The sequence below is a fragment of the Nitrospirota bacterium genome, from assembly GCA_016195565.1.
Lineage (GTDB): Bacteria > Nitrospirota > Thermodesulfovibrionia > Thermodesulfovibrionales > UBA1546 > UBA1546.
Map to the genome: position 1 here is coordinate 16,830 of JACPZK010000005.1, position 12,027 is coordinate 28,856.

Annotated in this window: 11 protein-coding genes; 10 read left to right on the plus strand and 1 reads right to left on the minus strand. The window is 44.1% G+C overall.

Features of this window, described 5'->3' with window-relative positions:
* Positions 1-203: 203 nt before the first annotated feature.
* The 3 genes from HY035_01555 (at position 204) to HY035_01565 (ending at position 4,123) form a co-directional block, all read left to right on the plus strand.
* Positions 204-2,276, plus strand: coding sequence for a sodium-translocating pyrophosphatase (locus tag HY035_01555; protein MBI3377076.1), 2,073 nt, complete (start codon positions 204-206; stop codon positions 2,274-2,276).
* 340 nt (positions 2,277-2,616) lie between these two features.
* Positions 2,617-3,579 carry a P-loop NTPase gene (locus tag HY035_01560; GenBank protein ID MBI3377077.1) on the plus strand — a complete coding sequence of 321 codons (963 nt, stop codon included), beginning with the start codon at positions 2,617-2,619 and terminating at the stop codon, positions 3,577-3,579.
* Positions 3,560-4,123: a helix-turn-helix domain-containing protein gene (locus tag HY035_01565; GenBank protein ID MBI3377078.1), complete on the plus strand. Its 564-nt coding sequence runs from the start codon at positions 3,560-3,562 to the stop codon at positions 4,121-4,123. Before HY035_01560 ends, HY035_01565 begins: the two co-directional genes overlap by 20 nt.
* A gap of 539 nt (positions 4,124-4,662) precedes the next feature.
* Here HY035_01565 and HY035_01570 read toward each other — a convergent pair.
* Positions 4,663-5,604 (minus strand): hypothetical protein, encoded by a 942-nt coding sequence (locus HY035_01570; GenBank protein ID MBI3377079.1) that lies wholly within the window; start codon positions 5,602-5,604, stop codon positions 4,663-4,665.
* Positions 5,605-5,711: 107 nt separating this feature from the next.
* Here HY035_01570 and HY035_01575 point away from each other — a divergent pair, with 107 nt between their 5' ends.
* The 7 genes from HY035_01575 (at position 5,712) to cas8c (ending at position 12,023) form a co-directional block, all read left to right on the plus strand.
* Positions 5,712-5,921, plus strand: a complete 210-nt coding sequence (locus tag HY035_01575) for a hypothetical protein (protein MBI3377080.1) — start codon at positions 5,712-5,714, stop codon at positions 5,919-5,921.
* A complete protein-coding gene (locus HY035_01580) occupies positions 5,896-6,330 on the plus strand; it encodes a type II toxin-antitoxin system VapC family toxin (GenBank protein ID MBI3377081.1) in 435 nt (144 codons plus the stop codon). The genes HY035_01575 and HY035_01580 overlap by 26 nt, the downstream gene beginning before the upstream one ends.
* Positions 6,331-6,652: 322 nt before the next feature.
* Complete coding sequence (locus HY035_01585; protein ID MBI3377082.1) at positions 6,653-6,982, plus strand: nucleotidyltransferase domain-containing protein; 330 nt, start codon at positions 6,653-6,655, stop codon at positions 6,980-6,982.
* Positions 6,979-7,359 carry a HEPN domain-containing protein gene (locus HY035_01590; GenBank protein ID MBI3377083.1) on the plus strand — a complete coding sequence of 127 codons (381 nt, stop codon included), beginning with the start codon at positions 6,979-6,981 and terminating at the stop codon, positions 7,357-7,359. Before HY035_01585 ends, HY035_01590 begins: the two co-directional genes overlap by 4 nt.
* 61 nt (positions 7,360-7,420) lie before the next feature.
* Entirely contained in the window at positions 7,421-9,634 is a 2,214-nt protein-coding gene (gene cas3 / locus HY035_01595) for a CRISPR-associated helicase Cas3' (protein ID MBI3377084.1), read from the plus strand.
* A gap of 23 nt (positions 9,635-9,657) precedes the next feature.
* Entirely contained in the window at positions 9,658-10,299 is a 642-nt protein-coding gene (gene cas5c, locus HY035_01600) for a type I-C CRISPR-associated protein Cas5 (GenBank protein ID MBI3377085.1), read from the plus strand.
* On the plus strand, positions 10,296-12,023 hold the full coding sequence (cas8c, locus tag HY035_01605) for a type I-C CRISPR-associated protein Cas8c/Csd1 (protein MBI3377086.1): 1,728 nt from the start codon (positions 10,296-10,298) through the stop codon (positions 12,021-12,023). Before cas5c ends, cas8c begins: the two co-directional genes overlap by 4 nt.
* Positions 12,024-12,027: the final 4 nt, after the last annotated feature.

Below are 12,027 nucleotides of genomic sequence, written 5' to 3' on the forward strand. Positions count from 1 at the left end.
TCAGGCGGGTAAACGAATAGTTGAAAGTTCGAAGTTAAAAGGTAAGAGTTGAAAACTAAAATTGGAAACTGCTTAAGGAGGTGAGGGGGCTACTCGGTAAAGCAATTAAAAGTTATAAGTGAAAAGTTAAGAGTTGAAGTGAAAGTTTTTTAACTTATAATTTTAAACTCTAAACTTTAAATTTTTTCCAGAAGGAGGAGATAATGAGTTCAACAATACTTTTTGCCTTAGGCTGCGGATTGTTAGGCGTTATATACGCTGTGATGACCGCAATGTGGGTATCAAAACAGGACGCAGGAAGTGCGAAGATGCAGGAGATATCAAATGCTGTTAAAGAGGGAGCTTATGCGTTTCTTGCTCGTGAATATAAGACAGTAGCGATAGTTGCAGTGATTCTCGTTGTACTTATAGCGGCGATGAATCTCGGCATTTGGACTGCTATTGGCTTTATCGTCGGCACGTTCGGTTCAGCGCTTGCCGGTTTTGTAGGCATGTGGGTTACGGTCCGTGCAAACGTACGCACAACTCAGGCCGCGCACAAGGGTCTCCAGGCTGCACTCAGCCTGGCGTTTAAGGGCGGCTCTGTTACAGGCGTTATGGTCGTTGGCCTCGGAATTATAGGCCTTGCAGGTTTTTATTTTATAGCGAAGCAGGCAGCCCCTGAAATGGCATTCCATGCACTGGTAGGGCTTGGCTTCGGATGCTCACTCATGAGCGTGTTTGCGCGTATCGCAGGCGGTATCTATACTAAGGCTGCTGATGTAGGCGCTGACCTCGTTGGAAAGGTTGAGGCAGGAATTCCTGAAGATGATCCGAGAAACCCTGCTGTTATCGCAGATAACGTAGGAGACAACGTAGGGGACTGTGCAGGCATGGCAGCAGACCTTTATGAAACATATACGGTTACGCTTGTTGCAGCAATGCTCCTGGCAAAGACGGTTTTTGGCGTAGGGAGCGCATGGGTGGAATTCCCGATGCTCCTCGGCGGAATATCAATCATTGCTTCCATTATCGGGACCTTTGCAGTCAAGCTCGGTAAAAGCCAGTACATCATGGGCGCCCTCTATAAGGGGCTTGCCGTTGCAGGAGTTCTTGCGGCAATAGTATTTTATTTTGTGACAGGTAAATTTCTGAAAGGCGTAGATGCGGCTTCAATGGCCTCTCACCCTTCATTTACACAGATGAACGTTTTCCTTATGGCGGTTATCGGCCTTGCATTGACCGGACTGATCGTGGTTATAACTGAGTACTTCACTGCTTCGCAGTATCCCCCGGTGAAACACATTGCAAAGGCCAGCCTGACCGGTCACGGCACAAACGTGATCGCCGGTCTCGCGGTCAGCATGAAGTCAACAGGCGCGCCTGTTGTAGTTATCGTTGCCTCAATTCTCGGCGCTTATTCATTGGGTGGCGGATTTGCAGGTGATGCTGTGGGCGGTCTTTTTGCTATCGCATTGTCAGCGGTTTCAATGCTTTCGATGACAGGTATCGTTGTTGCGATTGACTCGTATGGTCCAATAACAGACAACGCAGGTGGTATCGCAGAAATGTCAGGACTTCCTGCAGAGATCCGTAACATAACAGATCCATTGGATGCAGTCGGAAACACAACAAAGGCTGTTACAAAGGGTTATGCTATCGGTTCAGCAGCCCTCGCGGCACTGGTCCTTTTTGCGGAGTATTCAAGGTCCTTTAGCACACAGCTTTATTTTGACCTTTCAAACCCGATGGTTCTGGCCGGCCTTTTCATCGGCGGTCTGCTCCCTTATTATTACGGCTCACTCCTTATGGAGGCTGTTGGAAAGGCAGCAGGCAGTATTGTTGAGGAAGTCAGAAGACAGTTCAGGGAGATCCCCGGCATTATGGAATACAAGGCAAAGCCGGAATACGGCAAGTGCGTTGACATTGTCACAAAAGGCGCTATCAAGCAGATGATGGTTCCTGCTCTTATCCCGGTTGTTGTTCCTATCGTAGTTGGCCTTACTCTTGGCAGGGAAGCGCTCGGCGGAGTTCTTATCGGCAGTATCCTTACCGGACTCTTCCAGGCTATTGCCATGACAAGCGGCGGCGGCGCATGGGACAACGCCAAGAAATCCTTTGAAGAGGGCGTTACCGACGACAAAGGCGTCGTACACAAGAAGGGGAGCGAAGGACACAAAGCCTCTGTCACAGGCGACACAGTCGGCGATCCTTACAAGGATACAGCGGGCCCGGCAATCAACCCGATGATAAAGGTTATTAACATTGTTGCGCTTCTGATAGTTCCACTCCTGTAAAAGAGAATTAAGGCTCAAATTAAAGGGGATGTTTCCACTACATGTGGAAACATCCCCTTTTTAGTTTGTAAGGTTTTATCAGCATTCTGATTTAGAAAATTGTCATTCCGAGTGAAGCGAAGCAATCTCACACGAATTGTCATTCCGAGCATAGCGAGGAATCTCAAAGAGATTGCCACGGGTTTTGCCCTCGCAACGACCTTTTAGGTCGGATTGCCACGAACCCTTCGGGTTCTCGCAATGACAGACAAAACAAGGCATTGAAAAGTCTATATTGGGATTGGGTAGCACTTGACTATATATCGGGTTTTATCGTATAAAAAAGCTGTCAATATAATTTATGAATAACGGCGCGCAGGATAAGAGATGCGAAATATGGGCTATTGGCGGAGGCAAGGGAGGGACCGGCAAGAGTTTCGTCACAAGCAGCATAGGCATGCATCTGGCTTCAAAGGGCCACAAGGTTGTGCTGATTGATGCAGATCTCGGAGGAGCGAACCTTCATACTCTGCTTGGAGTAAGCAAGCCAAGAAATTCTCTTACTGATTTTTTTGAAAAAAAAGCGTCACTGAATGACATTATAGTAAATTGCGGTATCCCTGACATTGGATTGGTGTCAGGGACTCTCAGTTCACTTGACTCCGAGAACATAAAATATGCTCAGAAACTCAAGCTGTTCAGGCAGATAAAGGCAATAGATACGGATTATATTCTCATTGACCTCGGAGCGGGCTCGCACAATAATACCATCGACACTTTTTTGCTGGCCGATAAGATGATAGTTGTAACACTGCCCGAAATCACCGCACTTGAGAATATGTATCATTTCATTAAAAATGGTTTTTTCAGAAAACTTAAGATTATACTCGGCGCACACGGGCTGAAGGATGTGATTCAGGATGTCTGGAAGAACAGGGATGCGCACGGCATAAAACACCTTAAGGATGTAGTGGAGCATCTGATGGGCACTTCGGTTCACATCAGGGATATTATTGAGGATGAACTGGCATCATTCAGGATACATATAGTCCTGAATCAAGTGAGAAGCGGCAGGGAGATTATGATTGGAGCTTCTGTTAAAAGCGTATGCCTGAAATTTCTGGGTTTTGATGCGCAGTATGCAGGGCACATAGAATACGATGATGCTGTGTTGAGGTGCATAAACAAGAGGCTGCCTTTTATGCTTACGCATCCGTTTTCACATGTAGCAAAAGAGATAAGCAAGCTTACGGAAAATCTGAGAGACGGCAGGCAGATAACGGTAACGGCCGATAAATATGCATATGCCAATAGAAGATTATAAGAAATACTTTGAGGCGCTTGAGCTCAGTCCTGACGCCCAGTTGTCAGAAGTAAGGAATTCATATCTGCATCTGAAATCATTATACTCAAATGACTCCATTGTGACTTCGGCCATTGCCTATGAATTATCCGAAGAAAAGCGGCATGATATACTGGAACAGGTAGAGGAGGCATACACAAAACTTATCGACTTTTTTGAGAATAAAGGCAGCAACCCCTCGGGCAGCAAGAAACCGTCTTTTGTTGTGGGTGAAGAACTAAAGCAGTACATGTCCGGTATGACGTCATTCAGCGGCGAATCGTTAAGAGAGATAAGGGAAAAGCTTGGGGTTAACCTGAAAGATATGGCAGTTTTTACAAAAATCCGCAAGCAGTATTTTGAAGATATAGAGCGCGAGAAATTTTCGTCCCTTCCGGCAGAAGTTTATCTGAAAGGGTATATCATGGAATATGCCCGTTACCTCTCCCTTGACCCTGTAAAGGTTGCAAATGATTATATAGGCAGATACAGGGCAGCGATGAAGGCTAAAGGCAAGCAGGATTAGGGAGAACATTACATTTTATGCCGCATGCGTCTTTTGAATTGTTTTAAGGGAAACCTGTAAGTTGAATCAAGGAAAATTTCAAGCAGCAACATTAAACTCATTGAAAAATATGGAAATTAATTTTCTGCCGCACAATTTATAGAAAATTTATCCAAGGCTTAAATCCCTTAAAAAACTGCCGGTTAAGCGCCTTTTTTAGTGTTTATAACCCCAAAGTTTTAATTGCATAGCGCCAATGTCCTGATAAATAAGGCTTTTTGATTAACTATAAAATCAAGTCGTTGCAGAGCCAATTCTAAAGACGTAACCTATTGTTATTTAAAGAAAACCTAACTGCACAAAAAACAGGCAAAATGTTGGGGTTGAGGACTGTAGAGGCAAAAAAATCTTTAATTGAAGTTGCTAACAATTTTTCAACATATATGTTTGGTAAATACTTTGATGCTGTCTTTATCCCGTCATAGATAACTCTCTAAAAATAAAGAGAAAGAATAAAAAATAGCGAAATGAAGGTGTTTTAAAAAATTTAGCTGACTGATTCAGATTCCCTCAATCACTGCTGCTGCCAAGAGCGGGAACATAATCTCGTGATGGCCTGTGAGGGCATACGAGCATCCTTTTTGCAGGGTAGGCCTTTTAAGAACATTTTGATGAGGCCTGTAGTGCTGGATAAAATCCATGTTGACAGTGGTGATGTTTTCAACCTTGCTGCCGAGATTTCTTGCTATTGTCAATGCCTTTAAAAAAACTTCCGGCATAATGACGGCAGAGCCTAAATTTATATAAACGCCTCCTTCAAGGTCTGACACTACGGATGTGAAGAGTTTGAAATCTCTCAGGCTACCTTCCCCGATTGATGCGCCGTCGGCGTGGGGGTGCATATGAATTATGTCTGTGCCGATTGCAACGTGGACAGTTGCAGGAATTTTAAGCTTATATGCAGAGCCGAATATGCTCATTCCTCTGTACTTGAATCTTGAATTTTGAATCATCTCGCCGAGCGATTTCCCGATGCCGTAACCTTTCTTTACCCCTCTGTTTATAGCCTTATTGATATATTCTCCGGTCTCCCTTGCCATTCCGAAAGTGCCTTTGCATATCTCCGCTGCAACGTCTTCGGAGGTCTTACCCATGAAAGACAGCTCAAAGTCATGAACAATACAAGCGCCGTTTGTTGCAATTGCGGTTATAATCCCCCGGTTCATAAGGTCAATGATAAGGGGGGATAACCCCACTTTTATTGGATGCGCTCCCATGCCTAAAATAACATGCCTCTTTTTCTTTCTTGCATTAACTATGGCCATTACAACAGCCCTGAAGTCCTTTGCCGCGAGTATGCCGGACAGATTACGGATAAAATCGCTGAATGACTGTCCTGTTTTATGCGGAGCAGCAGTCAAGGCAATCTCCACCTTGCTCTTCCTTCTTGAGATGGGATATGTCTTTAACTTTTTCAGCGAGACAGGCTTGTATTTTTTCATAGTGTTGAATTTTAACATAAAAAGATTGATTTTTTGTCTCCCTTGATTTTATTTTGTCTGATAAATGTGTATGCTATTCTATAATATACACATGGAGGTGACAGACTATGCAGACAGAAGAAAAGGTTAGAAAACAGTTTATCCTCGACCCTGCCAAAATCGCAATGGTTAAAAAAATTACCCGCGCAGCAACCGAGACAGAGGCGGTTAATAGGGCGTTGGACATGGTTATTGCAAATGAACAAATCGAAAAAACACTTATGGCGGTAAGAGGCAAGGGGAAGATAAAGGATGTCTACGGAAGAATATCCGTTTAAAGCTCTCTGCGACACTTCGGTATACATTCCTTTTATCAACAAGGGAATTATCCATCCTGTTTTTGCCGAATCTGCCCGGCCCGTGCTCTACATGAGCCTGGTAGTTCTTGCGGAATTGTACGCCGGAAGCCATGACGCTAATTCTATAAAACTTGCCGACAGGCTATACAATACTTTTCTGGGCGTTGGAAGGCTTATTATCCCCAATGATGAAGACTGGAGGAAGACGGGGATGGTTATGGCAAAGCTCGGCCAGAAATACGGATTTGAAGCAAAATATATCTCAAAAATTCAAAACGACGTCTTGATTGCATGTTCAGTGCGTAGAATCGGCGCATTCGTTGTCACGCAGAATAAAATTGATTTTCAGAGAATAAAAGAGTTCATAGATTTTCGGATTTATGGGTAAAGGCAGTGCATAAGTTCTATGCCCATAGCGTCGAAGGGAAGCCGAAGAGCGAATGGCAGGGGCTTGAGGAGCATTTGCTGAATGCGGAGGGGACTGTCCCAGATTTACGGACGGAGCAAAGCGTAGTCGTAGAATCGGGACTGTCCCCGGCTAAAAGGAATGTGGCGAAGTTTGCCGCCGAATTCGGCTGTGGGCGATTGGGCATATCTGGCGGGGTTGTGGCATGATAAAAATTGACTTGCCTTGAAATTGCTTTAAGGGTAGACTATTTTAAATTGTTTGAGACTGAATGATTGTATTCGGCAGGTGAGGAGGAAACTTTATGAATGATAGAGATAGGGCTTTGATATTGGATATTAAAAGAAGGCTTTCATCGGATTTGGAGGGTCATGTAAAACGCCTCATAGTTTTTGGTTCGAGAGCAAAAGGTGAAGCAGCAGAGGATTCTGATCTTGATGTAATTGCATTGGTTGATGAAAAAAATCCGGAGATTGAAAAAGGTCTTGAAGATATAGCGTATCAGATTATGTGGGATCATGACTTCAGGCCAATCATATCACTCAAGGTGCTCTCTGAAGCTCAATTCTATAATGCTCTCAATAGAGGTTTTTCCTTTTACCGGCATGTTGAAAAAGAAGGTGTTTCAGTATGACCGAGGAGGTAAAAAAGCTGGTTGAAAAAGCTGAACATGCACTTGAGGTGGCTGAAAAATTGATGGAGGATGGCTATCCATCTGATGCTGCAAGCAAAATCTATTATTCAATGTACTATGCAGCGCAGGCGCTTTTAAAATCAGAAGGAATTGATGTTATCAAGCATTCTGCCGTTGAATCAGCATTAGGGTATCACTTTGCTAAGACTGGAAAGATTGACTCCAAATACCACAGGATGCTTATAGATGCAAGGAAGATTCGTGAGATAGCCGATTATGATATTCAGGAAGAGATTATTGAGCCGGCTGCATCGCTAAAAATTGAAGAGGGGAAATCTTTTTTAGCTGAAATCAAGAAAATTCTCGGCAGCCCGTAGCATCAGGCTGTCTATTTTTAAAGTCTGCTGTTTAGGAAGTAGATTCCGTTCTTATTGAAATATGCCTCACGAATTCTATGCACATAGTATTAAGGGGAAGCCGACAAGAGAATGGCAGGGGCTTGGGGAGCACTTGCTGAATGTCGCTGAGCTTGCAAAGAAGTTCGGGGATGAATTCGGCTCAGGAGATTGGGCGTATCTGGCGGGGTTGTGGCATGATATGGGAAAGTATTCGGAGGATTTTCAGAAGATGCTTCTTGCCTCTGCCGATGCGCATATTGAGACAAAGCCAGGTCGGGTTGATCATTCAACAGCAGGGGCAATTCATGCCATTGAAAAATTAAAAATACCGGGCAGAATATTAGGCTATCTTATCGCAGGACACCATGCGGGGTTGGCAGATTGGCAAACTGATATGGCTGGGAGAAAGAGCCTTGTACAACGATTGCAGAACATTAATCTTTTTCATAAGCTACCCTTTTCAGACATCCCTCATCATATCATTGAGCAATCCCGTCCAAAACAAAAATTTATAACCAAAGAAGGTCATGCCCTGTGGATAAGGATGCTTTATTCTTGCCTTGTTGATGCTGACTTTCTTGATACAGAGGCGTTTCTTGAGCCGGGAAAAACAAAGACACGAAAAGGCTACCCCTCATTGAAAGAGCTTCTGTCGTTCTTTGAATCTTATATGGCTTACAAACAGACGAATGCAGTTGATACTCTTGTTAACAAAAAGCGGGCGGAGATACTCAAACAATGTATCTTAAACTCAGCGCATGAACCTGCGATATTTACCCTGACGGTTCCAACTGGCGGTGGCAAAACGCTTTCGTCAATGGCATTTGCGCTGAATCATGCCGTGAAGTACGGTATGGAGCGAGTAATTTATGTCATACCCTATACAAGCATCATTGAGCAGACAGCTGAACAATTCAGGGAAATTTTCAAAGATGCTGTTATCGAGCATCACAGCAATGTTGATGTCTCTGACGAGAGCAGTGAGACCGCAAGAAGCAGGCTTGCCTGTGAAAACTGGGACGCTTCGGTGATCGTAACAACGTCAGTTCAATTTTTTGAATCCCTTTTTGCCAATCGTTCAAGCCGCTGTCGGAAGCTACACAATATTGCAAACACCGTTGTGGTTTTAGATGAAGTGCAGCTTCTGCCGCCTGAATATCTTAACCCGATTCTCCATACAATGAAAGAGCTTCATCAGAATTACAATGTGACATTTGTCCTATGCACGGCGACACAGCCTGCATTCACGCCTCACAAATCGAATGACTATGAATTTAAGGGGCTACCTGACACCGTTGAGATAATGGAAAAGCCCCTGTCTCTTTACAAATCATTCAAACGGGTTGAGGTGCAGGTGCCAAACGATTTCTTAAAACCTTGCTTATGGGAAGACCTCGCATCTGAGCTTACTCAACATCCGTCAGTTTTGTGCATTGTGAACAGGCGAGACGATTGCCGGACACTTTACGAGTTGATGCCTGAGAAAGGAGAAAAAACCTTTCACCTCTCCGCTCTTATGTGCGGCGAGCATCGTTCGAAAGTAATTAAGCAAATAAAACAGAGACTTAAAGATAAAATCCTGACCCGTGTCATAAGCACACAGCTTGTTGAGGCAGGCGTTGATCTTGATTTTCCAGTCGTCTACCGCGCCCTTGCAGGGCTTGACTCGCTTGCACAAGCTGCGGGCAGATGCAACAGGGAAGGACTCCTTGAGAGCGGGCATGTAGTGGTTTTTATTCCACCGAGTAAATTCCCTGTTGGTTACTTGAGACAGGCAGGAGAAATCGGCAGAAGACTGCTTGCTGAAAAAGCAGACGACTTACTTTCACCAAAAAGGTTTGAGCAATTTTTTAAAGAATTGTACTGGCTTCAAGGGACTAACCTGGATGAGCATGAAATTATGAAAGACCTTGCTATAGACAAGGAGTTGCGATTCAGTTTTCTCTCGGCAGCTCAGAAATTCAAGATGATTGACGATAAGCAATATGCTCCTGTAATTGTATGTTACGAAGAAGGGGAGAGATTGATTGAGATGCTGAAAAAACTTAGTCCCGAAAGATGGCTGATGCGTAAGCTTCAAAGATATGTTGTGAATCTGCCTAAATACGGTCATGCAAAACTTTACAAAGATGGCGCTATTATTGAAGCTCATCCGGGTATATATATTCAGGTAAATAGGGCAATGTATCATCCTGAGCTTGGGTTTTGTCCTGATAAGTCTATGATCTACGAGCCAGATGATTTAATGTGTTAACCATTTACTGAAAGGAGGGGAATATGAGGGATTCACCTGTTACAAGTAATGCCTTTCGTCTAAAAGTATGGGGCAGGAATGCTTGCTTCACGCGGCCAGAGATGAAAGTGGAGCGCGTTTCATATGACGTTATGACGCCATCTGCTGCACGAGGAATACTTGAAGCGATTCTCTGGAAGCCTGCCATTCTCTGGAAGGTGACGCAGATAGATGTGCTGAATCCGATTAAGTGGGAATCGGTGCGCAGAAATGAGGTCGGCGCTGTCATGTCTCCGCGAACAAACGGATTGTTTATCGAGGATCAGCGACAGCAACGAGCAGGGTTATTTCTCAGGGATGTTGCTTATACAATTCATGCGCATTTTGAGCTTACTGATAAGGCAGAGAACGAGGATACAGTTGTTAAGTTTACAGAGATGTTTCTCCGCAGGGCTGAAAAAGGGCAGTGCTTTCAACGTCCTTATCTTGGCTGCCGTGAGTTTGCTGGTGAGTTTGAAGTGTTTACAAACGGTAAGAAATTGCCAGAACCAATTGCCGAAACCCGCGACCTCGGCTGGATGCTCTACGATATGGATTTCGAAGGCAAAGAGCCTATGCCACGCTTCTTCAAGGCAAGCCTCGACAACGGACGCATGATGACTGATGAAAGGGTGGTGAGACAGTGATTCTACAGGCATTGACAAAGTATTATGAGCGAATTCCAAATGTCGCTCAAGAAGGATATCAGAAGCAGGCCATTTCGTTTCTCATCATCATTAAAAAAAATGGGGATTTTGTCGGATTACAGGATTTGAGAGAAGGAGAAGGTAAAAAGAAAAAAGGGCAATTCCGCTTAGTGCCGAAGGCTGTTAAGCGAACTATTAAGTCAGCAGCAAACCTTTTATGGGATAATCCTGCATATGTCTTGGGACGACCTAAGCCTGACAAGAGAAAGGATATGAAGGCTTTGCTCAAGAGGGCAGAAGAACAGCGAGCTCTTTTTCTTGAGCATATCAAAAACACCTTTTGTTGCAATCATGTTGACGAGGGAGTTGCTGCCGTAATCCGGTTTCTTGATACGAAAAACTATAAAAAACTTTTTGATCATCCACTATGGAAAGATATTGAGGAAAGCGGAGCAAATATAACATTTCAAATAGAAGGCGATACGGAACTTGTTTGCCAGCGTGAAGCTGTGCGAAATGCTATCAGTACCTCTTCAAGCACTGATCGTTCCGAATCTCAAATCTGTCTTATAACCGGCAAACAGGATAGTCCAGCCCGGCTTCACACTGCCATTAAAGGCGTCTGGGGTGCACAGCCATCTGGTGCGAATATTGTAGCGTTCAACCTCGATGCTTTCAGATCGTTCAACAAAGAACAAGGCTATAATGCGCCTGTCGGCAAGAAAGCAGAATTCGCTTACACAACTGCATTAAATACTTTGCTTGCAAAGGGCTCACGACAGCGCATTCAGGTAGGTGATGCAAGCACTGTTTTTTGGGCCGAGAGAAAGCATGACATTGAAGACTGGTTTGCAGATATTTTTGGAGAACCTGCTAAAGGAGATAGTGAGCAGGACTATGCAGCCATCAAGGCTTTGTTCAAGTCGCCTGAAACAGGAGCGAAACCTCTACTTGATAACAATATTAAATTTCATGTTCTTGGCCTGTCTCCAAATGCATCACGGATTGCTATCCGTTTCTGGTATGCAGGAACCATCACTGAAGTTGAAGAAAATATTAAGCAGCACTTCAAGGATATTGCCATTGACCACGCTCCACGCCAGCCTGAATATTTATCACTTTTCCGATTACTTGTTTCAACAGCTTTACAGGGGAAGGCAGATAACATCCAGCCCAATCTATCAGGCGATTTCATGAAGGCTGTACTTACTGGTACGCCGTATCCAACAACGCTTTTATCAGCGGCAATACGGCGGATAAAGGCTGAGCGTGAAGTTACATATCCACGAGTATCGCTTATTAAAGCCATACTTGTAAGAAATGCACGATTTTATGAAATAAACCTAAAGGAGGAGGTAGGTATGTCATTGGATACAAGCAACACTAACATAGGCTATCGTCTTGGGCGACTCTTTGCCGTTCTCGAAAAGATTCAGGAAGAGGCAAGTCCTGGAATCAACGCCACTATTAGAGACAGGTTTTATGGTTCGGCATCAAGCGTCCCTGTTACCGTCTTTTCGCATCTTATGAAACTGAAGAATCATCATATTGCAAAGCTTGAAAGCAAGGGACGTACAGTAAATCTGGAAAAGATAATAGGCGAGATAGTGGATGATATAAAGGACTTCCCCGGCCATCTGAGTCTCGATGATCAGGGGAGGTTTGCAGTTGGCTATTATCACCAGAGACAGGATTTTTTTAAGAAGAAGGATATAAAGGAGTAGAAAG

Bases quoted from the DNA above. Each gene is read 5' to 3' on its own strand.
- HY035_01585 (MBI3377082.1), top strand. From the start codon at position 6,653: ATGAATGATAGAGATAGGGCTTTGATATTGGATATTAAAAGAAGGCTT.
- HY035_01565 (MBI3377078.1), top strand. From the start codon at position 3,560: ATGCCAATAGAAGATTATAAGAAATACTTTGAGGCGCTTGAGCTCAGT.
- cas5c (MBI3377085.1), top strand. From the start codon at position 9,658: ATGAGGGATTCACCTGTTACAAGTAATGCCTTTCGTCTAAAAGTATGG.
- HY035_01580 (MBI3377081.1), top strand. From the start codon at position 5,896: ATGTCTACGGAAGAATATCCGTTTAAAGCTCTCTGCGACACTTCGGTA.
- HY035_01555 (MBI3377076.1), top strand. From the start codon at position 204: ATGAGTTCAACAATACTTTTTGCCTTAGGCTGCGGATTGTTAGGCGTT.
- HY035_01575 (MBI3377080.1), top strand. From the start codon at position 5,712: ATGCAGACAGAAGAAAAGGTTAGAAAACAGTTTATCCTCGACCCTGCC.
- cas3 (MBI3377084.1), top strand. From the start codon at position 7,421: ATGCCTCACGAATTCTATGCACATAGTATTAAGGGGAAGCCGACAAGA.
- HY035_01590 (MBI3377083.1), top strand. From the start codon at position 6,979: ATGACCGAGGAGGTAAAAAAGCTGGTTGAAAAAGCTGAACATGCACTT.
- HY035_01570 (MBI3377079.1), bottom strand. From the start codon at position 5,604: ATGAAAAAATACAAGCCTGTCTCGCTGAAAAAGTTAAAGACATATCCC.
- HY035_01560 (MBI3377077.1), top strand. From the start codon at position 2,617: ATGAATAACGGCGCGCAGGATAAGAGATGCGAAATATGGGCTATTGGC.